Source organism: Herbiconiux ginsengi, assembly GCF_900107435.1.
GTDB lineage: Bacteria > Actinomycetota > Actinomycetes > Actinomycetales > Microbacteriaceae > Herbiconiux > Herbiconiux ginsengi.
The window spans coordinates 165,356-185,598 of record NZ_FNPZ01000004.1 but is presented as its reverse complement, the minus strand read 5'-3'; the positions used below and the strand labels follow the sequence as shown (position 1 = coordinate 185,598).

Annotated in this window: 18 protein-coding genes; 7 read left to right on the top strand and 11 right to left on the bottom strand. The window is 68.6% G+C overall.

The window, feature by feature from the left end; translation table 11 throughout:
• Nucleotides 1-2: 2 nt before the first annotated feature.
• The 5 genes from rffA to BLW00_RS17250 are packed head-to-tail and all read right to left on the bottom strand — an operon-like array spanning nucleotide 3 to nucleotide 5,412.
• Nucleotides 3-1,136, bottom strand: coding sequence for a dTDP-4-amino-4,6-dideoxygalactose transaminase (rffA, locus tag BLW00_RS17270; RefSeq protein ID WP_092556496.1), 1,134 nt, complete (start codon nucleotides 1,134-1,136; stop codon nucleotides 3-5).
• A complete protein-coding gene (locus BLW00_RS17265; RefSeq protein WP_092556494.1) occupies nucleotides 1,126-2,235 on the bottom strand; it encodes a glycosyltransferase in 1,110 nt (369 codons plus the stop codon). The genes rffA and BLW00_RS17265 overlap by 11 nt, the downstream gene beginning before the upstream one ends.
• Nucleotides 2,236-2,249: 14 nt before the next feature.
• Entirely contained in the window at nucleotides 2,250-4,073 is a 1,824-nt protein-coding gene (locus BLW00_RS17260; RefSeq protein WP_092556492.1) for a hypothetical protein, read from the bottom strand.
• Nucleotides 4,070-4,909 carry a glycosyltransferase family 2 protein gene (locus BLW00_RS17255; protein WP_092556490.1) on the bottom strand — a complete coding sequence of 280 codons (840 nt, stop codon included), beginning with the start codon at nucleotides 4,907-4,909 and terminating at the stop codon, nucleotides 4,070-4,072. Before BLW00_RS17255 ends, BLW00_RS17260 begins: the two co-directional genes overlap by 4 nt.
• Nucleotides 4,909-5,412 carry a GtrA family protein gene (locus tag BLW00_RS17250; RefSeq protein WP_092556488.1) on the bottom strand — a complete coding sequence of 168 codons (504 nt, stop codon included), beginning with the start codon at nucleotides 5,410-5,412 and terminating at the stop codon, nucleotides 4,909-4,911. The genes BLW00_RS17255 and BLW00_RS17250 overlap by 1 nt, the downstream gene beginning before the upstream one ends.
• Nucleotides 5,413-5,495: 83 nt before the next feature.
• On the opposite strand from BLW00_RS17250, the gene BLW00_RS17245 reads away from it, so the two are divergent.
• From BLW00_RS17245 to BLW00_RS17225, 5 genes are all read left to right on the top strand, one after another.
• Nucleotides 5,496-6,224 carry a helix-turn-helix domain-containing protein gene (locus BLW00_RS17245; protein ID WP_092556486.1) on the top strand — a complete coding sequence of 243 codons (729 nt, stop codon included), beginning with the start codon at nucleotides 5,496-5,498 and terminating at the stop codon, nucleotides 6,222-6,224.
• A gap of 75 nt (nucleotides 6,225-6,299) precedes the next feature.
• A complete protein-coding gene (gene rfbB / locus BLW00_RS17240; RefSeq protein WP_092556484.1) occupies nucleotides 6,300-7,286 on the top strand; it encodes a dTDP-glucose 4,6-dehydratase in 987 nt (328 codons plus the stop codon).
• A 14-nt stretch (nucleotides 7,287-7,300) separates the two neighbouring features.
• Nucleotides 7,301-8,158 (top strand): dTDP-4-dehydrorhamnose reductase, encoded by an 858-nt coding sequence (rfbD, locus tag BLW00_RS17235; RefSeq protein ID WP_092557161.1) that lies wholly within the window; start codon nucleotides 7,301-7,303, stop codon nucleotides 8,156-8,158.
• Nucleotides 8,158-9,297 carry a glycosyltransferase family 4 protein gene (locus tag BLW00_RS17230; protein ID WP_092556482.1) on the top strand — a complete coding sequence of 380 codons (1,140 nt, stop codon included), beginning with the start codon at nucleotides 8,158-8,160 and terminating at the stop codon, nucleotides 9,295-9,297. Before rfbD ends, BLW00_RS17230 begins: the two co-directional genes overlap by 1 nt.
• A 258-nt stretch (nucleotides 9,298-9,555) precedes the next feature.
• Nucleotides 9,556-10,500: a cell wall-binding repeat-containing protein gene (locus BLW00_RS17225; RefSeq protein WP_175494341.1), complete on the top strand. Its 945-nt coding sequence runs from the start codon at nucleotides 9,556-9,558 to the stop codon at nucleotides 10,498-10,500.
• Nucleotides 10,501-10,599: 99 nt separating this feature from the next.
• Here the strand turns inward: BLW00_RS17225 and BLW00_RS17220 are convergent, their stop codons facing one another.
• The 5 genes from BLW00_RS17220 to BLW00_RS17200 form a co-directional block, all read right to left on the bottom strand.
• Nucleotides 10,600-11,973, bottom strand: coding sequence for an LCP family protein (locus BLW00_RS17220; protein ID WP_245741653.1), 1,374 nt, complete (start codon nucleotides 11,971-11,973; stop codon nucleotides 10,600-10,602).
• Complete coding sequence (gene purE, locus BLW00_RS17215; RefSeq protein ID WP_175494340.1) at nucleotides 11,970-12,470, bottom strand: 5-(carboxyamino)imidazole ribonucleotide mutase; 501 nt, start codon at nucleotides 12,468-12,470, stop codon at nucleotides 11,970-11,972. Before purE ends, BLW00_RS17220 begins: the two co-directional genes overlap by 4 nt.
• Before the next feature lie 17 nt (nucleotides 12,471-12,487).
• On the bottom strand, nucleotides 12,488-13,630 hold the full coding sequence (locus BLW00_RS17210; protein WP_092556476.1) for a 5-(carboxyamino)imidazole ribonucleotide synthase: 1,143 nt from the start codon (nucleotides 13,628-13,630) through the stop codon (nucleotides 12,488-12,490).
• A gap of 228 nt (nucleotides 13,631-13,858) precedes the next feature.
• Entirely contained in the window at nucleotides 13,859-14,596 is a 738-nt protein-coding gene (locus BLW00_RS17205; RefSeq protein ID WP_175494339.1) for a PH domain-containing protein, read from the bottom strand.
• A gap of 12 nt (nucleotides 14,597-14,608) precedes the next feature.
• A complete protein-coding gene (locus BLW00_RS17200) occupies nucleotides 14,609-15,490 on the bottom strand; it encodes a biotin--[acetyl-CoA-carboxylase] ligase (protein WP_092556472.1) in 882 nt (293 codons plus the stop codon).
• A gap of 169 nt (nucleotides 15,491-15,659) precedes the next feature.
• Between BLW00_RS17200 and BLW00_RS17195 the strand changes: the two genes are divergently transcribed.
• Together BLW00_RS17195 and BLW00_RS17190 are read left to right on the top strand one after the other, a co-directional pair.
• Entirely contained in the window at nucleotides 15,660-17,231 is a 1,572-nt protein-coding gene (locus tag BLW00_RS17195) for an acyl-CoA carboxylase subunit beta (RefSeq protein WP_092557157.1), read from the top strand.
• Nucleotides 17,232-17,422: 191 nt separating this feature from the next.
• A complete protein-coding gene (locus tag BLW00_RS17190; protein ID WP_217634414.1) occupies nucleotides 17,423-19,147 on the top strand; it encodes a M1 family metallopeptidase in 1,725 nt (574 codons plus the stop codon).
• A 110-nt stretch (nucleotides 19,148-19,257) separates the two neighbouring features.
• On the opposite strand, the gene galE is transcribed toward BLW00_RS17190, so the two are convergent.
• Complete coding sequence (gene galE / locus BLW00_RS17185) at nucleotides 19,258-20,223, bottom strand: UDP-glucose 4-epimerase GalE (RefSeq protein WP_092556470.1); 966 nt, start codon at nucleotides 20,221-20,223, stop codon at nucleotides 19,258-19,260.
• Between the last annotated feature and the right edge of the window lie 20 nt (nucleotides 20,224-20,243).

Sequence of the window (20,243 nt, the reverse complement as noted above, 5' to 3'; positions counted from 1 at the left end):
GGTCAGCTGAACGAGCGCACTCCGGCGATCACGCGCTCCACCTGCGCATCCGTCAACCCCGCCCAGAGCGGCAGGCGCACGAGCCGCGACGAGAACGCGGCGCTGCGGTCGAGCGGCCGGAGCGTGCGGCCGAAGCGGAGCCCGGCCGGGCTCGAGTCCAGCGGCACGTAGTGGAAGGCGGCGCGGATGCCGAGGCCGCGCAGGTGGTCGATCAGAGCGGTCTGACCCGCGTGGTCCTGCATCACCACGTAGAAGAGGTGCGCGGTGTGCTGCAGCGTCGGGTCGTCGGACATCAGGCGCAGGTCGAGGTCGTCGGCCCAGTCGGCAAGCCCGTCGGCGTAGGCGTCCCACACCCGGTGCCGCGCGGCCTGGATGGTCTCGAATTCGGCCAGCTGCGAGTCGAGCACCGCTGCGTTGAGCTCGCTCAGCAGGTAGCTCGATCCGACGTCCTGCCAGGTGTACTTGTCGACCGCTCCGCGCAGGAAGCGGGCGCGGTTGGTGCCCTTCTCGCGCACGATCTCGGCACGCTCGAGCAAGGAGTCGTCGTTGATGAGCAGCGCACCACCCTCCCCGCAGTGCACGTTCTTGGTGTCGTGGAAGCTCTGCGTGGCGAGCACGCCCGCGGTGCCGAGCATCCGGAAACCGTCGCGGCCGCCGAGCCCGTGCGCGTTGTCCTCGACCAGCGCGATGCCCGCATCCGTCGTGATCTTGAGCATCGAGTCGAGATCGACGGGCACTCCCCCGTAGTGCATCACCGTCACCGCTCGGGTGCGCGGCGTGATCGCCTCGGCGACCTGTTCCGGGTCGATGTTGCCGGTCGACTCGTCGATGTCGACGAAGACCGGGGTGGCGCCGCGCAGCACGACCGCCGTCGCAGCCGAGGAGAAGGTGAAGCTCGGCAGGATGACCTCGTCGCCCGGGCCGATGTCGAGCAGGATCGACGCCATGTCGAGCGCGTGGGTGCAGGACGTGGTGAGCAGGGCGTGCGGGGCGCCCGTCAGCTCGCTCAGGCGCGCGGTCGCGGATGCCGTGAAGGCGCCGTCGCCGTGCGAGTGGTCGGAGCGCAGCACCGCGTCGAGGTTGGCCAGCTCGTCGGCCGAGCGGTAAGGGCGGCTGAACACGATCTCATCGAGCACCGGGGGTGGGTTCCGTTCCGTGAGGTGCGACGGTCGGTTCGGGCCGACTGGCTGGGAGGGTGGGGATCTCGGAGGTGAGCACGTGCTCGGGGTCGGCCGACTCCTCCTCGGGCATGATCGTCTCGGGGTTGTCGACGACCAGGTAGAGCGGGCGGCCCATCGAGACGTTGAGCGAGACGCCGATGTACTCGGCGATCACACCGAGCGCCACCAGGATGGCGCCCGAGCACAGCAGCACCACGACGATGAGCGAGGCCCAGCCCTCGGTGCCCGCGCTCGTGCCGATGCTGAGCGAGACGACGACGTACACGGCGATCGCGAGGCCGATCAGCGCGATGATGCCGCCCAGCACGCTCACCGCACGCAGACCCGTGGTGCCGCTCGTGAGCACCATGCGCCAGAAGTACGCGAACAGGGCGGGCACGGAATAGCCCGAAACCCGGCCGTCGGCGGTGCGCAGCACGGTGGGACTGGTGGCCACGCGGTTCGTGACCCACGACAGCGCGACATCGAGGTACACGCCGGTGGCCGCGAACTCGGCCACCTTGCGGCCCATGTCGCCGCGCACCAGGCGGTAGCTCTGGAACTGGCTCGCATCGGGCAGGTTGAAAGCGGTGCGCATCATCCGCTTCGACGACTTCGAGGCGGCGGCGCGGAACAGGCCGTGCGGCCGCTCGTTGGTGAACCGGGCGTAGACCACGCCGGCGCGCTCGCGGATGGCCGTGTCGAGGAAGGCGCCGATCGAGGCCGGGTCGTGCTGGCCGTCTTCGTCCATCGTGAGGATCCAGCGGCCCTTCGAGGTGGCCATCCCGGCGATGGTGGCGGCGTGCTGACCGAAGTTGCGGCTGAGCCAGAGGATGCGCACGAAGGGGTACTGGATCTCCAGCGACCGCATCACGGTGTCGGAGTGATCGGGCCCGTTGTCGTGCACGAGGATGACCTCGGTGATGCGGTACGAGACGCCGTCGGGCGTGCGGGCACCCCGCGTGTAGGGCTCGAGCTCCGCCACCACTGCGGCGAGAGTGCGTTCCCCTTGATACACGGGAACGACGACGGAGATGGTGTACTCCGTGGTCGCCTCCGGGTCGGCACTGTCCACGAGACCAGAAGCTATCACGGTGCGGTGCCGATGAAGCTGAACCGGCCGTCTGCCGAGTCGAATGCGGAGGCGCCGGTGCCGGTCGCGCGCTCGAGCTGCGCCACGATGTCGTCGCCGTGGTCGGTGTACGCCGCGCGGTCGACGACGATGCCGCAGGCGTCGATCCCCTGCAGCGCCATGAGCATCGCGGGCACGGCCAGAGAGGCGTACGCGCCGACGTCGTCGATCGGCGCCCGGCCCTTGATCCCGCCGGCCGACCAGCGCAGATCGTCGGAGTGCAGGAACGGGCGCAGTTCGTCGGAATCGGTGACCCCGTTGACCGGCGGCGACTCGGGGAACGGGATGTAGGGCAATTGGTAGATGAGGCAATCGGGGGCCACGGTGCTCTCCACCTGCTTCACGAAGGCGTCGTCGGAGCCGTAGCTCGCCACGGTCGCCGCGCGGGCGGCGGGGTCGATCGGGGGGATCTGGTCCCAGACCGCGAGCAGCATCAGCAGCACGGCGAGCGGCAGGGCCACGACCCAGCGACGGGCGGAGGGCGGCCCGGCGACCGTCGGCGTCGCATCCGCTCGCCGCGATCTCACCCTCCGGAGGGTCCACCGAACGAAGCGGTCGAGGATGAGCCCCACCGCCGCGAGCGCGAGCATCGCGATGAGGATGGCGATGCGGTTCCAGGAGCGGATCGGGAAGTCGACGAAGGAGAGCAGGGTCGAGAGTCCGCCGACCGTGCCGAACAGGAAGGCGACGAGCGTCATACCGGCCAGGATGGCGAGGGTGCGCACGTACTGCTTCGGTGCGCGCCAGCGGGTCTTGCCGGCCGAGAGCAGGAAGTAGACGGCGAACACGATGAGGGCGACGAATCCGGCGGCCCCGATCAGGCCGAGGGCAGGTGCCTCGGAGGGCAACGGGTAGTAGGTGTCGTAGAGCTGACGCAGCGTGGCGAACGGCCCGAAACGGTGACCGGGCACGGGAAGCAGCAGCGAGGCGATCTTGAAGGAGTAGAGCTCGGCCTCGGGCGGGCTCCGCACCAGCACGGCCTCGTTGGCGCCGTTCGCGAGCCGGTAGAGCAGATCGGGCAGCAGGTTGATCACCATCGTGAGGGCGATCACGCCGCCCGCCGCGGCGGCGCCCCAGAAGCGGCGCCAGGCGCGCGTCTGCCAGAGTTTCGCGAGGCCCACCACGGCGAGGATCAGCGCCACGAACACGGAGTAGTAGCTCGACGCCGTGCCGAGGAGCACGAGGATGCCCACGGTCGCGAGATTGCGCCGGCTCAGGATGCGGCGCGACCAGAGCGGTTGCCCCGTGGCCACGAGGTAGAGGATGCCGAGTGCCAACGGGACCACGAAGTACGCCGCGAGGAAGAGGTGCCCCTCGCCCTTGATGAAGTGGTACGGCGCGATCGAGAACACCACCCCGAGCGCGACCGAGAGGGTGCGGCTCACACCGACCAGTCGCAGGAACCACACCGCCGTGACGGCCGCGAGCGGGAAGCCGATCACGAAGTAGATGTTCATCAGGGCACCGAAGTCATGGGTGAACACCCGCAGCACGCTGGCGACGATGAAGTGCAGGTTGTCGGCCTGCGGGTAGTCGTTGTAGAACTGCCCGTACGGCGCGCCGAGGTCGGGCTGGTGAGTGAACCAGCCGTATTCGATGATCGTCTTGAAGTGCGAGCCCACGGCGAGCGCGTCGCCCGTGTAGTAGAGCGGCACCTTCCAGTCGAGGTTCCACAGGTCGAGCCCGAACCACACCGCCACCAGCGAGAGCAGGGCGGCGACGGCGTACGGAAGCCAGCGCCAGGTGGCGAGCCGGAGGGCGAGGTGGTCGAGGCGGTTCATGCGGCGGCGGACATCCTGGGTCGGTTGAGCGTGTAGTACGCGCGGCGGGCGAGCGCCATGAACTCGGCGCGGCGGTTGCCGAGCCAGACGTCGGAGGCGCTGATGGTCTCCGGCGCTTGCTCACGGCACCACGCGTGGTAGGCCTTGGCCTGGGCGGCCTGTTCGTTCACCAGGGCCACGCTCCACTGGCCCTGGTTCACGCGGAACCCGGCGAACGCCTGGTCGATGGGCAGGTAGTCGCCGCGCAGCAGCACCTTCGAGTAGCTGGTCTGGTCGATGAGATAGGGGAAGCGCGCATCCCAGCCGCCTGCCTGCTCGAGGGTCTCGCGGCGCATCGTGACGCATCCGGGCTCTCCGAACACGTTGGTGCCGCGGCGCACGGTCTGGCGGATGACCTCGACTCCGGGCTGCTGTCTGCGCGCGACGCCCTGGAGGCCGCGCTTCTTGATGGTCACCCGGCCGCGGGCGTCGAGGATGTCGCGAGGGCTCGACACGAGCACCACGCCCGGATGCACGTCGAGGGCATCGGAGTGCGCCCGCAGCGCTCCCGGGTAGAGCAGGTCGTCGCCGGGGAGGAGCTTGAGGTACTCACCCGTCGCCGCCTCGGAGACGCGGCGCCAGTTGGCCTCCGCGCCGCCGCCGGCGGGGGTGTTCAGCAGCGTGACCCGCGGGTCGTCGGCGAAGGTCTCGAGCACGGCGCGGGTGTCGTCGGTCGACGAGTGGTCGGCGACCACGAGCTCGAAGTCGGGGTGATCCTGGTCGAGCACGGAGCGCACGGCGTCGGCGATGAAGTCGGCGTTGTTGAAGGCGGGGATGACGACGGAGAGGCGGGGCATCAGGGTTTCCGCTCCGTCTCATCCGGTTCGATCTCGGTGGCGGCCTCCGCTTCGCGGCGGAAGGAGAACCCCTTGTGGCCGAACCAGCTGATCAGGGTGGTGATGACGAGGATCGAGAACTGCGCGAGGATGCGGTTCCACCCGAACCCCACGAGGATCGGCAGGATGACGGCGTTGATGGCGATGGCCACGAGGTAGACGCTCTCGAACCGAGCTAGGTCGCGCCAGACGTGCCCCTTCACCCGGAACACGAAGCGGCGGTACATCACGAAGGCGAAGAGCACCCCGAGCACGTGGGCGCAGAACAGGGTGCCGAGCGAGCCGACGGTCTCGTTGACGGCGCTGTCGAGCCAGTTGCCGACGGTGAGGTCGAAGAAGATGAAGAAGAGGAACCCGACGCCGGTGTTCGTGGCACCCACCAGGAGGAAGGCGACGCGCTGATCCTTGATGAGGCGGAGGATGAGGCCGGGGCGTTCGGCCGCGTCCTCGTCCGGCTGGTTCACGCTGTCACTCTAGGCCCCGCTCCCTGCGAGAAACCCTCACGACACCCGCCACCGCCAGTCGCATTTACTGAGATAATATCAGCATGAGGGGTATCGGCAATGATCTCGTCCGTGAAGCCCGCCGTCGCGCCGGCCTGACGCGAGAAGACCTCGCTGCATTCGCGGGCACGACGGTCGGAGCGATCGCCGAGCTGGAAGCGGGCCGCGATTCTCCGAGCTTCGACGGCGTCATCCGATACCTCCGGCTGATGCACCTCGACCTCGACCTCATGCTCGTCGACCGCGATGAACAAGACTGGGCCCAGACGCTCCCCTTGTTGTCACTCACCCCGGGCCAACGATTCGAGCGCCACGAGCGATGGGTCGCCTCGGTGCTACGGATACAGAACGCGGCCAGCCTCGCCGAACCTCTGCAGCCGCTACCGACTCAGGACCTTCTGACCGCGCTCGCCGCGAGCGGCGCCCCGTTCATCCTCATCGACGGATATGCGTCGGTTCTGCACGGGTCTCCGTTCATGAGCCTCGGCCTCGACCTGGCCGTTCCCAGCGACTCCCGCATCGCAGGATCACTGACCGAAACCCTCGCGGAGCGGTCTTGGTGCGACCGCGTGCACCTGCGTCCGGATGCTTTCCCCGAATGTCGACAGGACGCCCAGATGATGGAAATCGCCGGCCTGACGGTGAGCGTCGCTGCCCTCGCCGACGTCATACGAATGAAACAGATCGCCAATGGGCCCCTCGATCAGCGGGTGCTGCCGACACTGCGGGAGATCCTCGCGTCTCGCAACCCGCGCAACCGCACCGAGGGCTGAAGCCGCCGAATCGGGCGGGCCAGGCCCTCCGGTTAGAATCGGGGGCGACACTGATGCGAGGAGACCCCCCACACCATGAAGATTCTTGTGACCGGCGGCGCCGGGTTCATCGGCTCGAACTTCGTTCGACGCACTCTCGAAGACGCCTACCCCGGTCTCGAAGGCGCTGAGGTCGTCGTGCTCGACGCATTGACCTACTCGGGCAACCTCGACAACCTGCTTCCGGTGAAAGACAACCCGCGCCTCACCTTCGTGCACGGCGACATCCGCAACGGCCAGCTGCTCGACGATCTGTTCCCGGGTCTGGATGCGGTGGTGCACTTCGCCGCCGAATCCCATGTCGACCGCTCCGTGCGCGACGCCTCGATCTTCGTCGAGACCAACGTGCTCGGCACTCAGCAGCTGCTCGACGCCGCGCTCCGCAACGACCTCCCCCGTTTCGTGCACGTCTCGACCGACGAGGTCTACGGCTCCATCGCCGAGGGATCGTGGGCCGAAGACCGGCCGCTCGAGCCGAACTCGCCCTACTCGGCCTCGAAGGCCGGCAGCGACCTGCTCGCCCGCAGCTACCACCGCACGCACGGGATGAACATCTCCATCACGCGCTGCTCGAACAACTACGGGCCCTACCACTTCCCCGAGAAGGTCATTCCCCTCTTCGTCACCAACCTCATCGACGACAAGCACGTGCCGCTCTACGGCGAGGGCAACAACATCCGCGACTGGCTGCACGTCGACGACCACACCCGCGGCATCGCCATGGTGCTCACTCGCGGGCGTGCGGGCGAGATCTACAACATCGGCGGCGGCACCGAGCTCACCAACAAGGAGCTCACCCAGCTGCTGCTGGATGCCACGGGCAAGGACTGGTCGTACGTCGACCGCGTCGCCGATCGCCTCGGTCACGACCTGCGCTACTCGGTCGACATCTCGAAGATCCAGAACGAGCTCGGCTACGAGCCGCTCGTGCCGTTCGAGCAGGGCCTGGCCGACGTGGTGCAGTGGTACCGCGACAACCGGCAGTGGTGGGAGCCCCTCAAGGCTCGCGCCGCGCTGGTCTGAGCGGGTTCCGCCTCATGACGCGTTATCTCATCACCGGCGCAGCCGGGATGCTCGGCCACGACCTCGTCTCGGCTTTGGAAGGTCGCGACGTCGTCGCTCTCTCCCGCGCCGAACTCGACATCACGGATGCGGCGGCCGTCGCATCCGCCGTCGCTGGCATCGACGTGGTGTTCAACTGCGCCGCTTACACCGCCGTGGATGCCGCGGAGACCGACGAATCCGCCGCCTACGCGGTGAACGCGCTCGGCCCTGCGACCCTCGCCGAGGCGACGGCCGCGACCGGGGCGAAGCTCGTCCAGATCTCCACCGACTACGTCTTCCAGGGTTCGGCCACCAGCCCTTACCCCGAAGACGAGCCGCGCGATCCGCTGAACGCCTACGGGCGCACCAAGGCCGCCGGGGAGGAGGCCGTGCTCGGGCTCAACCCCGCGGGCGGCTACGTCGTGCGCACAGCATGGCTCTACGGGCAGCATGGCGCGAACTTCCCGGCCACGATGCTCCGGCTCGGGCGCGACCCCGAGCGCGAGAGCGTATCGGTGGTCGAGGACCAGGTCGGCCAACCCACCTGGACCGCCGATCTCGCCCGTCAGCTGGTGCTGCTCGCCGACTCCGACGCGCCCGCCGGCGTCTACCACGGCACGAATTCCGGCCAGGGCTCGTGGTTCGATTTCGCCCAGGCAACCTTTCAGGAAGCCGGACTCGACCCTGCTAAAGTCAAGCCGACAGACAGTTCGCAGTTTGTTCGTCCTGCCCCGCGTCCCGCGTACTCCGTGCTCGGACACGACGCGTGGTCCCGAGCGGGATTAGAGCCCATGCGAGACTGGCGCGCCGCGCTTCATGCTGCGGCGACCTCGGGAGTATTTGGAGAGTAATGGCCACGCTGCGGGTGATCATCGACCAACTGGTCGCCCCCGTACCGGGCGGTATCGGTCGTTACACGCTCGAACTGACCAGGCAGTTGATCGCCACCGCGCCGCGTAACTGCGACGTCGAGGGCATCATCTCGGCCGTCCCGTCGGAGACCGCCGACGAGGTGCGCGACAAGCTGCCGGGGCTCGCGTCGCTGCATCGCGCCACCCTGCCGCGGCGCGAGCTGTCGGCGGCCTGGCAGCACGGCATCATCGGTTCCTCTGGCGGCGGAATGGTGCACGCCACGAGCATGCTCGCCCCGCTGCGCAAACACGACCGGCGCGAAGAACTCGGCACGCAGACCGCGGTGACCATCCACGACGTCGTGCCGTGGACGCATCCGGAGACGCTCACCCCGCGCGGCGTCACCTGGCACAAGGCGATGGCGAAGCGGGCCGCTCGCTACGCGGATGCCATCGTGGTGCCGACGCACGCGGTGGCGGAGGAGCTCTCGCAGTACTTCAACTTCGGCGACCGCATCCGCGTGATCGGCGGCGCCGTGAGCGACGAGCTGCGGCTGCCCCTGGTGCCGCGGGAACGGGCGGCCACCCTGGGCCTGCCCGAGCGCTACGTGCTCGCCGTCGGTACGCTCGAGCCGCGCAAGGGACTGGCGGCGCTGATCCAGGCCATGGCCGAGCCGTCGGTCGCCGACCTGCCGCTGGTCATCGCAGGGCCCGAGGGCTGGGGTGAGGTGGATGTCGCCTCCGTCGCCGCCGCCGCCGGGGTCGACGCGTCACGTATCCACGTGCTCGGGTTCCTCAGCGACAGCGATCTCGCGCTGACCATCGAGCGCGCCACCGTCTTCGTCTACCCGAGCCAGGCCGAGGGGTTCGGCCTGCCGCTCGTCGAAGCATTCAAGTTCGGCACTCCCGTCATCCACGCCGACGTGCCGGCCCTCCTCGAGGTGGCGGCAGGGTCGAGCTTCGTCGTCGAACGCACCACCCCCGCCGAGTTCCCGGGCCAGCTGGCGGATGCGATCCACACCGTCACCACGGATGCCGCCCTCCGCAACCGCCTCTCCATCTCGGGCCTCGACCGCGCCCGCGCCTTCTCCTGGCGCGACTCGGCCGACAAGGTCTGGCAGCTGCACGCCGACCTCTAGCTGGCTACCACCGCATCGAATCGCCAAGACACGCCGTAACGGCCGAACGGGTTGCGGCGTGTCTTGGCGATCCGACGCACGAGTCGAAGGCAGCACAGGGTCGCGTCGCCGGACGAGATTAGAGTTATCTGAGGATTATTCGTATACGATGCGTATATGAGACTTGCTCGAACTGCAATGACAGGTGCCGCCTTCATGGTGATGGCCCTGTTGATCGCGCCAACCGCGGCCGCAGCGGCACCGACTGAAGAAGTGCGCGTGAAGATTTGCCGCGATACCGAAACCACCCCGCCGACCGTGGAGCGCATCGGGGGTGCCGACCGCTACGAGGTCGCGGTTCACGCGTCCCAGAAGAGTCATCCCGCCGGGTCGAACTTGGTCTTCCTCGCTTCGGGCACGGGCTTTGCGGACGCCCTCTCAGCGTCTGCAGCTGCCGGCGTCAAAGACGCCCCCGTCCTGCTCGTTCCGAAGGACACCGTGCCGAAGGTCGTTCTCGATGAGATCGTGCGGCTCGCTCCGAGCGAGATCATCATCCTGGGCGGCACCGCCTCGATTTCGGCAGCGCTCGAGCGGTCCCTGCAGTTCTTGCCCGGCACGGTCTCCCGATTCGGTGGCGCCGACCGTTACGAGGTGGCTGCACAGGTGGCTCGGTGGGCGTTCACCGCGAGCGACGTCATCTACGTCGCCTCCGGAGAGAAGTTCCCCGATGCTCTCTCGGCTGGGGCAGCTGCCGGCGACTGGGGGGTTCCGGTGCTGCTGACCACCAAGGACGGGGTTCCCGACGCGACGCTCGACGTGATCCGCGAAGACACCGCCCTGGAGGACATCGTCGTGGTCGGTGGCCCCGCCACAGTCAGCGACTCCGTGGTGAACGAGCTCAGCGCCTTCGCAGCCGTGACGAGATTTGATGGCGCGGATCGCTACGGGGTTTCCGCCGCGACATCGGAGCACGCGTTCTGTGCGTCCCTCCCCACCGTGTACGTCGCATCCGGAGAGGTCTTCCCTGACGCATTGTCCGGATCGGCGGCTGCGATCGCCGCGGGAAGTCCGGTGCTCCTCGTGACTCGCGACAGCATCCCCGCCACCGTCGCGACGGAGCTGAAGCGCCTCGATCCGATGCGCATCGAAGTGTTGGGCGGCCCCAACACCATCTCCCAGGGTGTGATGGATGCCCTCCACGCCTACCTGCGAGGTCTGGGCTAAGAACACGCGGTCTCGGCCCGCCTCGCCAGATCCGTCACTTTTGGCCCTTCCCAGCGCGCCATGGGCCGAAAGTGACGGATCTAGGAGAGCTGGCGAAGGTCAGCCGGCGGTGTCGGTCGCCGTCGAGAGAACCAGGGCGTTCGCGACCGTGGAGCGCACGGTGTCCCAGTCCGGGTCTTCCGGGTCGATCAGCGGCGGCGTCAGGTCGATGCGGTCGATCGGGAGGTCTTTGGTCTTGAGGGCCAGGTCGATGAAGTAGGAGAGAGTCGACTGCGGGATGTCGGTCTGCACGACCTGCGTGCCCGCCTGCACGATGCCCTGGAACTTCGTCAGCACGTTCACCGGCTGGAACTGCTGCAGGATGGCTTTCTGCAGTTCGCCCTGACGCTCCATCCGGTCGTAGTCACTGGTGGTGTGGCGGGAGCGGGCATACCAGAGGGCCGTGTAGCCGTTCATGTGCTGCTCGCCGGGCCAGATCCAGCCCTCGATCTCGTTGCCGTCTTCGTCGCCGCCCATGGGCAGCGCTTCGGTGACGTTGATGTCCACTCCGCCGAGCGCGTCGATGAGGTCGGAGAAGCCCTGCATGTCGATCATCACGTAGTACTGGATGGTGATGCCGAGCGCGCCCTCGATCGCATCCTTCGTGGCCTCGACACCGGAGTTCGAGCCCTCGGCCTCGGCGTTCGGATACATGTCGGGGTCGAAGGCCATCACGCGCGGGTAGAGGAAGCTGATCTGGCAGTCGCTGCCGCAGTCGTAGCTGCCGTCGGGCGCGTAATCGCTGCCGATCAGAGGCGAATCGGCCACCAGCGGCACGTTCTGCAGGTCGCGCGGCACGCCGATCATCGTGGCGCGCCCGGTGTCGGCCTCGATCGACACCACCGTCATGCTGTCGGGGCGCATGCCGTCGCGGTCGGGACCGGCGTCGCCACCGAGCAGCAGGATGTTGTAGCGCCCGTCGATCGGTGGCTCGGCTGCGGCCTGGGCCGAGAACACGGCGTTCAGGCCGCCCTGTGCGACATTCGCGTAATAGGCACCCGCGGCCGCACCTCCCGAGGCCACGACGAGCAGAAGCACCGAGAACAGCGCGAGCGCCGGTCGCGCCCGGGTTCCGACGCGCACCAGTCGCACGAGCCGCAGGGTGTCGAGCGTCAGGATGATCCAGAGGACCGCATACGCCAGCAGCACCACCTGCACCGCGCCGAGCGGCAGCGGATTCGTGGCGATGGAGAAGATGACCTGCGGCCAGATGAAGTAGATGACGATGCCGATGATCGCCATGATCCACATCGCGAACGTGAAGTACAGCCCGAACCGGCCGAGCTTGCGGCTGCCGGCGAGCACCTGGGCGGAGCCCGGGATGAGGAAATTGAGCACCACGAGCCACCAGCCCCGCACGGTCATCGCCTTCTGTGAGGAGACGTCCGGGTAGCGGATGGGGCTGGCGGTGGAATTCGCGGTGGAGGCGGTCATAGGCGGGCTTGGAGGTCCGTGTTCTTGCGTTCGACGAGCTCGCTGAGCTCGGTGCGGTAGGTGGAGAGCTTGACGGCAAGCCCATCATCCGAAGTCGACAAGATGCTGACAGCGATGAGCGCGGCGTTCTTCGCGCCGCCGATCGAGACGGTGGCGACCGGGATGCCGGCGGGCATCTGCACGATCGAGAGAAGCGAGTCGAGGCCGTCGAGCCTCGACAGCGGAACGGGGACACCGACGACGGGGAGCGTGGTGACGGATGCCAGCATGCCCGGCAGGTGCGCCGCCCCGCCCGCTCCGGCGATGATCACCTTCAGACCGCGCTCGCGAGCGGACTTCCCGTAGGCGATCATCTTCTCGGGAGTGCGATGTGCCGAGACGACCTGCACCTCGTAGGGCACGCCGAAGTCGGCGAGCACCTGCACGGCATCGCTCATGACGGTGAAGTCGGAATCCGACCCCATGACGACGCCCACGACGGGGTTCAGTTCGGGCATAGGCCCAATGGTAAATGTCAGTCCTGGAAGAAGGCCGCAGCGGCGCGCGCCTGGAACACAACCTCGTCGAGCTCCTCGCCGCCGGTCGTGACGTGACCGATCTTGCGGCCCGGGCGGGGCTCCTTGCCGTAGAGGTGGATCTTCGCGGCCGGGTGATCGGCCATCGCCAGGGTGGTCGCTTCGTCGAGCGACTTCTCGACGGGTCCGCCCAGGATGTTCACCATCACCGACCAGGGGTCGCGGTGGCCGGTCGCACCGAACGGCAGATCGAGCACCGCCCGCAGGTGCTGCTCGAACTGGCTCGTGGTGGAGCCGTCGATGGTCCAGTGACCGGTGTTGTGCGGGCGCATGGCCAGCTCGTTCACCAGGATGCGCTCATCCGTCGTCTCGAAGAGCTCGACCGCGAGCACGCCGGTGACGCCGAGCTCGGCGGCGATGGTGGTGCCGATCTGCGCGGCCATCTCGGCCACTTTGCCGGCGGATCCAAGGGCCGGTGCGATCACCTCGGCGCAGACACCGTCTTTCTGGATCGACTCGACGACCGGCCAGAGCGTGACGTCGCCGCTCGGGCGGCGGGCGACGAGCTGCGAGAGTTCGCGCCGGAAGTCGACGAGTTCCTCGGCGAGCAGTGCTCCGGCATCCGGACCGCCGTCTTGATCGAGGGCGAGGAACCACTCCTCCACCTGGGCAGCAGCCGTGACGACGCGCACGCCCTTGCCGTCGTAGCCGCCGCGGGCCGTCTTCACGACCGCCCGGCCGCCGTGCTCGGCGATGAAGTCGTCGAGCTGCTCGGCATTCTCGACGCGCGCCCAGTCGGGCATCGGGATGCCGAGCTTGCCGAGCCGTTCGCGCATCCGCAGCTTGTCTTGGGCGTACTGCAGCGCATCCGGGCCGGGGTGCACCTGCACGCCGTCGGCCACCAGGGCACGCAGCACCGCCTGGGGCACGTGCTCATGATCGAACGTGAGCACGTCGACATCGCGCGCGAACGCCCGCACCGTCTCGAGGTCGGTGTAGTCGCCCACGGCTGTCGCCGCGAGAGCGGCCGACATCCCCTCGGCTTCGGCCAGCACCCGGATCTCGACCCCGAGCTCCACCGCGGGCGGAATCATCATCCGCGCCAGTTGTCCGCCGCCCACCACGCCCACTACGAAAGTCACGATTTCAGCTTACCCATGGCTCCTTATCGAGATCGCAGGCTGCAGGCCGCGCTCAGCCAACCCAGGGTGAGGGCGAGGCCGCGTCAGCGACCTCACCCGAACATGTCGCCTCGCGCCGCAGAAGCGGCGGCGCGAGCAATAAGGGCCCGCCCAGCCGAAGGCCGGGCGAGCCCGGAAGGGGCGGATCGGTACCCCCGTTTCGCAGCCCAACGCAGACGGAACCCGGAGTCAGGGGAGGTGCGACGCCGGGGTGGGGTGCTCCGTGAGATCGCCGAGGAGGTCGGCCACGAGACGGGCCGAGGGCACGTCGTGGAGCACGAGGGTGAGGTCGGGGCCGGCGATGACCCGCACGTCGCCCGACGCGAATGCGGCCTGGAGGGGGGTGCGGCGGAGGCGCACATCCGTCACCCGGGCGAGGTAGACATCCTGTCGCTGGCGCACGAGGATGCCGCGACGCGCGATGATGCGACGCGAGGTGACCGTGTAGCGGTGGCCGAGCCAGGCCAGGAAGGGCAGCAGGGTCACGAAGAAGACGAGGGCGGAGGCCAAGCCGAGAGCACCCCAGTTCTGCCACTCCTCAGCGAAACGGCCGCCGAAGTAGCCGAAGGCGGTGACGGTGGCGAAGAGCACGAGAACCGGGATGGTGAGCCGGCGCGCGTGCGGACGGGTGCGCAGCAGTATGGTCTCGGGGGCCGTGGGGCGCAGTGGTTCGACCGAGGTGGTGTATCCGGCGGCATCCAGGCCGGCGTTCGCCGCGCCCCAGCCGAAACGCTCGGTCGCGGAGGGATCGCTGCGCGAAGAGCCCGCCCCGGGCGGGTAGGTGCCGTCACCTTGTCCCGGCTTGGCGCCGCGCCTCCCGGCCCGTGGCGGCTGCGACGCGCCCGGCGCCGAGCCCGGCGCCGAAACCGGGCTCGGCCCGCGCACGACGGAGGTGAAGGAGTCCGTCTCGTCGGTGCGCCTGGCCATACGCCCCATTCTTTACCGGGTTTCCCCGTTTCCTTGGTCGTCGTGCCGGAGATGCGTCACATCGCCCGCCGAGACCACCAACGGCGCGCCCCCGTCGGAGTCGTCGACGATCAGTCGCCCGGTCTCGTCGACGCCCCGGGCGACCCCTGTGCGGAACTCCCCGCCCGGCAGTTCCACCCGCACGGCCCGGCCGAGCGTGCCGGTGACCCGCGCCACCTCGTCGAGCAACCCGCTCGCCACGCCGTCGCCGTCGGCGGCGCACCACCGTTCGTAGAGCGTACCGAGGTCGCGGAGGTAGCCGGCGAGCACGGCGTCGGGCGACGGATGCTCCACCCCCGCCACCAGCAGAGACGTCGAGGTGGGCGTCGGCAGCTCCTCCGCGCTGAGGGTGAGGTTCACGCCCGCTCCGATCACGAGCCCCTGCCCTCCCGGCAGCATCTCGCCGAGGATGCCGCAGACTTTCCGCTCGCCGATCAGCACGTCGTTGGGCCACTTCAGGCTCACTCCCACCTTGGCCAACCGATGGGCCGAGTGGATGCGCGCCGTCTCGACCAGTCCTCCGACCACCCTGGCCATCGCCACCCCGGCCAGCAGCGGCAGCATCCCGTAGCGCTCGAGCGGCACCGGATCGCCGGATGCGCCCCGCGGCCGCAACAGCACCGAGACCGCGAGAGTGCGGCCGGGGGGCGCTGTCCAGACCCGGCCGAGGCGCCCACGCCCGTGCACCTGGTTGTCGGTCGCGATCACCGCGAGATCCGGCCAGTCCGCCGCCGAGGGCCCGGTGGCCGCCATCACCAGCACGTCGTTCGTGGACCCGGCCTGCGACATCCATTCCAGCCGCGGGGCGACGGCGCGGGAGAGCGGCAGAGCAGGCGGCGGCGCGGGCTTTTCCATGCGGCCAAGCTACCGGACGACGGGCGGCCGTGGCCTGGACGGCGCACCTGCGGCGGGTCAGGCACGCACAAGAGCCCTGCCCGCATTTGTCGCATTCGTCAACGGGAAGCGCCGAGGGCTGGCCGGTAGAGTGAACGGCGTGACCGACGATCTGACGACCGAGCCCGACATGTACACCACGGCGGGCAAGCTGGCCGACCTCAAGAACCGCTATCACGAGGCCGTGACGGCATCGGGCGAAGCTGCCATCGAGAAGCAGCACAAGCGCGGCAAGAAGACCGCCCGCGAGCGCATCGAGCAGTTGCTCGACCACGGCTCCTTCGTGGAGATCGACGAGTTCGTGCGGCACCGCACCCACGCCTTCGGCATGGAGAAGTCGCGGCCCTACGGCGACGCGGTGGTCACCGGAACCGGCACCATCCACGGCCGCCAGGTCGCCGTCTATGCGCAGGACTTCACCATCTTCGGCGGCTCGCTCGGCGAGGTGGCCGGCGAGAAGATCATCAAGGTGATGGATCTCGCGCTCAAGACCGGCGTGCCAATCATCGGCATGCTCGACTCGGGCGGTGCGCGCATCCAGGAGGGTGTCGTGGCGCTCGGCAAGTACGGCGAGATCTTCCGTCGCAACACGGCCGCCTCGGGCGTCATCCCGCAGATCTCGATCATCATGGGGCCGGCAGCCGGTGGTGCGGTCTACTCCCCCGCCCTCACCGACTTCGTCATCATGGTCGACAAGACCAGCCAGATGTTCGTCACCGGACCGGATGTCATCAAGACCGTCACCGGCGAAGACGTCGGTATGGAGGAGCTCGGCGGCGCGCTCACGCACAACAAGGTCTCGGGCGTCTCGCACTTCCTCGCCAGCGATGAGGACGACGCGCTCGACTACGCCCGCGCCCTGCTCAGCTACCTGCCCGACAACAACCTGGCCGAGCTGCCGGTCTACGACTCGAACGTCGAGCTCGAGATCACGGATGCCGACCGCAAGTTGAACACGATCGTGCCCGACAGCCCGAACCAGCCCTACGACGTGCACACCGTGATCGAGCACCTGGTCGACGACGGCGAGTTCCTCGAGACCCAGCCGCTCTACGCCCCCAACATCGTGGTGGGCTTCGCGCGCATCGAAGGCCGCTCGATCGGCATCGTGGCCAACCAGCCGAGCGCCATGGCCGGCACCCTCAACATCGAGGCCGGTGAGAAGGCCGCCCGGTTCGTGCGGTTCTGCGACGCGTTCTCCATCCCGATCCTCACCCTCGTCGACGTGCCCGGATACCTGCCGGGCACCGACCAGGAGTGGACCGGTGTCATCCGCCGCGGCGCGAAGTTGCTCTACGCCTACGCCGAGGCCACCGTGCCGCTCGTCACCGTCATCCTGCGCAAGGCCTACGGCGGGGCGTACATCGTGATGGGCTCGAAGCAGCTGGGCGCCGACATGAACCTGGCCTGGCCGACCGCGGAGATCGCCGTGATGGGCGGGCAAGGCGCGGTGAACATCCTGTACCGGGGCGAGATCAAGCGGGCCGAGGAAGCGGGCGAGGACGTCGCGGCCGTGCGCACGAAACTCGCGAACGAGTACACCTACAACGTCGCGTCGCCCTTCCTCGCGGCGGAGCGCGGCGAGCTCGACGGGGTGATCGAGCCGGCGGCCACCCGGGTCGCGGTCACGAAGGCGCTGCGGGCCCTGAAGACCAAGCGGGCCTCGCTGCCGCCCAAGAAGCATGGGAACATTCCGCTCTGATCTGGGGGTGAATGAGGGGGTGGATATTCGCACTCCCGCCTAAGGGTTGAGCGGAGCTCAAAGGCGGCGGGAGCACGAATATCCACCCCCTCATTCGTCGTTTCGGGCATGTCGGCGCTCGCCTGGCGTAGCGGTGCTGTCGGATGCGCCGATAGAGTCTCCCCACCGCCCCAAAGCCCAAGGAGACCACTGTGCCGACCTGCGAGCTCGCCGCCACCGGAATGGAGGTCGGGATTCTGCTGCCGGCCGCTGCCATCGCCCTCATCGGAATCGGAGCGGGTACCGCCGCCGTGCTCACGCGCAAGGGCAAGCGGCGCGCCGCGTTGCTCGGGGTGGTGCCGGTGCTCGTGGCGGGTCTCGTGGTGACGGGTGCGCCCGCTCCGTCGTTCGCGAACGCGGGCTCCGGATGCGTGGCCTCAGCTCCCGAGAATGGCGGCGGAGGTGGTGGGACCGATTCCGTCGTGCCGCCCGCGACGCTCTACACGGCCGGCGCCGTGGGCATCGGCGACCCCTACTTCCCGCTCGACGGCAACGGCGGCTACGACGTGGCCGACTACGACCTCGATCTCGCCTACGATCCCTTGACGGGCTCGATCACCGGCACCGCCACCATCACGGCGACCGCCACCCAGAACCTCTCGGCCTTCAACCTCGACCTCGACGGCCTCGCCGTCTCGTCGGTCGCGGTCGACGGCGCGCCCGCCACCTGGACGTCGGCGAGCACCCCGATCAGCATCGTCACCGGCCAGCCCTTGGAGCCCGGCAGCGGCGACGGCGAGGCGACTCCGCCGCGCACCGAGGTCACGGTGACCCCGCCCTCCGGCATCCCGAGCGGTCTGCCGTTCACCACGGTGGTGGAATACGGCGGTGTGCCGACCACCATCGACGACGCGTACGGCATCTCAGGCGTCTTCCATCAGGCAGACGGGGGTGCCCTCATCGTCGGCCAGCCCCGAGTCGCAGCCACGTGGTTCCCGGCCAGCGATCATCCGGCCGACAAGGCCACCCTCACCGTCACGATGTCGGCGCCGTCCGGCCTCACCGTCGTCGGCAACGGCCGCCTGGTGTCACAGACCCCGGTCGGCGCGAACACCGAATGGACCTGGCGCTCCGACCAGCCGATGGCGCCCTACCTCGCCACCGCCTCGATCGGCGACTACGAACTCACCTCCTTCAGCCAGGACGGCATCGACTACTGGAACGCGATCGACGAGGACCTCTACGACATCCCCGCCGATGACACCGACCCCACCGGCCCCAGCGCCGGAGAAGCGGCTGCAGCGATCTTCGGGTCGGAGCCGGAGGTCATCGCCTTCCTCAGCAACGTCTTCGGCCCCTACCCCTTCACCGAGGCCGGCGGCATCGCCGCCGACCAGCCCGACTTGCAGTTCGCCCTGGAGAACCAGACCCGCCCGATCTACGGCGCCTGGGCCTTCACGAGCGTCGACGACCCCAGTGTCGTCGTGCACGAGCTGGCCCACCAGTGGTACGGCGACAGCCTGGCCATGCATCGCTGGAGCGACATCTGGCTGAACGAGGGCTTCGCCACCTACGCCGAGTGGTTGTGGGCTGAGCACGACGGTGGGGACACCCCGGCGGTGCAGGCCCAGACCATTTACGACGGCATCCCGGCCGGCAACGAGTTCTGGACCGTCGAGGTCGCCGATCCGGGTTCGGCGAACATCTTCGCCGACGCCACCTACTACCGAGGTGCCATGACCCTTCAGGCCCTCCGCAACACGGTCGGAGACGACGCGTTTTTCGCGATCATCCAGGGCTGGGCCGCCGAGAACGCGGGCGGCAACGTCAGCACCGACCAGTTCGTCGCCTACGCGCAGCAGGTCTCCGGCCAAGACCTGACGGCCCTCTTCGACACCTGGATCTACTCGACGGGCAAGCCCACCGAAGCCCCCTAGGGCGAGGGCGAACGAGGGGTGGGTATTCGTGCTCCCGCCGCCTTTGAGCTTCGCTCAACCCCTAGGCGGGAGTGCGAATACCCACCCCTCGTTCAACCGTCAGCGCACGATCAGGCCGCGGCAGCCTCGCGAGCTTGCCATGCCGACGTCACCATCTGGTCGAGGGTGTGGCGCATCGCCCAGCCGAGATCGCGGGCGGCGAGTTCGCCCGAGGCGACGATACGGGCGGGGTCACCGGGGCGGCGCGGGGCCGACTCCGGCTCGAAGGGGATGCCCGTTGCAGCCGCTACCGCCGTCATGATCTGACGCACCGAGACGCCGTCGCCTGAGCCGAGGTTGTAAGCAGGAAGAAGGAGGGCACCCTCGTCGAGCTTTCGGGCGGCCTCGACGTGCGCCAGGGCGAGGTCGGCGACGTGGATGTAGTCGCGCACGCAGGTGCCGTCGGGCGTGGGGTAGTCAGTGCCGTTGATCTTCGGGGTGCGACCCGCGAGCAGCGCCTCGAAGACCAGGGGGAAGAGGTTGTGCGGGCTGGTGTCGTACAGGGTGATGCTGCCGGAGCCGACGACGTTGAAGTAGCGGAGAGAGGTGTGGCGGAGGCCCGCGGCGACGCCCTGGTCGCGTAGCAGCCATTCGCCGATCAGCTTCGACTCGCCGTAGGGGCTCTCCGGATTCTTCGGGGTGTCCTCGGTGACGATGTCGGTGGGCGGCGTGCCGTAGACCGCGGCGCTGGAGGAGAAGACCACGCGGTCGATGCCCGCATCCTGCATCTCCTTCAGCAGCACGGCCATGCCCGTCACGTTCTGCTCGTAGGTGTGCAGGGGCTGCTGCACCGAGACGCCCGCGTACTTGAACCCGGCGATGTGGATGACCCCCGTCACCTGGTGCTCGGCCAGCGCGCTGCGCACCAGCTCGGCGTCGAGGATGCTGCCGCGCACGAAGGGCACGTCGGCCGGCACGAACTCGGCGTGGCCGCTCGAGAGATCGTCGAGCACGACGCAGCTCATGTCCGCCTCGCGCAGCGCCGCGACGACGTGCGATCCGATGTAGCCTGCTCCGCCGGTGACTAGCCAGGTCATGGGTTCCTCTCGATCGATGC

Excerpts from the sequence above, each read along its gene's own strand:
- BLW00_RS17260 (WP_092556492.1), bottom strand. The coding sequence starts at position 4,073 with ATGAACCGCCTCGACCACCTCGCCCTCCGGCTCGCCACCTGGCGCTGG.
- BLW00_RS17195 (WP_092557157.1), top strand. The coding sequence starts at position 15,660 with ATGTACACCACGGCGGGCAAGCTGGCCGACCTCAAGAACCGCTATCAC.
- BLW00_RS17205 (WP_175494339.1), bottom strand. The coding sequence starts at position 14,596 with ATGGCCAGGCGCACCGACGAGACGGACTCCTTCACCTCCGTCGTGCGC.
- BLW00_RS17245 (WP_092556486.1), top strand. The coding sequence starts at position 5,496 with ATGAGGGGTATCGGCAATGATCTCGTCCGTGAAGCCCGCCGTCGCGCC.
- BLW00_RS17220 (WP_245741653.1), bottom strand. The coding sequence starts at position 11,973 with ATGACCGCCTCCACCGCGAATTCCACCGCCAGCCCCATCCGCTACCCG.
- BLW00_RS17200 (WP_092556472.1), bottom strand. The coding sequence starts at position 15,490 with ATGGAAAAGCCCGCGCCGCCGCCTGCTCTGCCGCTCTCCCGCGCCGTC.
- rfbB (WP_092556484.1), top strand. The coding sequence starts at position 6,300 with ATGAAGATTCTTGTGACCGGCGGCGCCGGGTTCATCGGCTCGAACTTC.
- galE (WP_092556470.1), bottom strand. The coding sequence starts at position 20,223 with ATGACCTGGCTAGTCACCGGCGGAGCAGGCTACATCGGATCGCACGTC.
- purE (WP_175494340.1), bottom strand. The coding sequence starts at position 12,470 with ATGCCCGAACTGAACCCCGTCGTGGGCGTCGTCATGGGGTCGGATTCC.
- rfbD (WP_092557161.1), top strand. The coding sequence starts at position 7,301 with ATGACGCGTTATCTCATCACCGGCGCAGCCGGGATGCTCGGCCACGAC.
- BLW00_RS17255 (WP_092556490.1), bottom strand. The coding sequence starts at position 4,909 with ATGCCCCGCCTCTCCGTCGTCATCCCCGCCTTCAACAACGCCGACTTC.
- BLW00_RS17230 (WP_092556482.1), top strand. The coding sequence starts at position 8,158 with ATGGCCACGCTGCGGGTGATCATCGACCAACTGGTCGCCCCCGTACCG.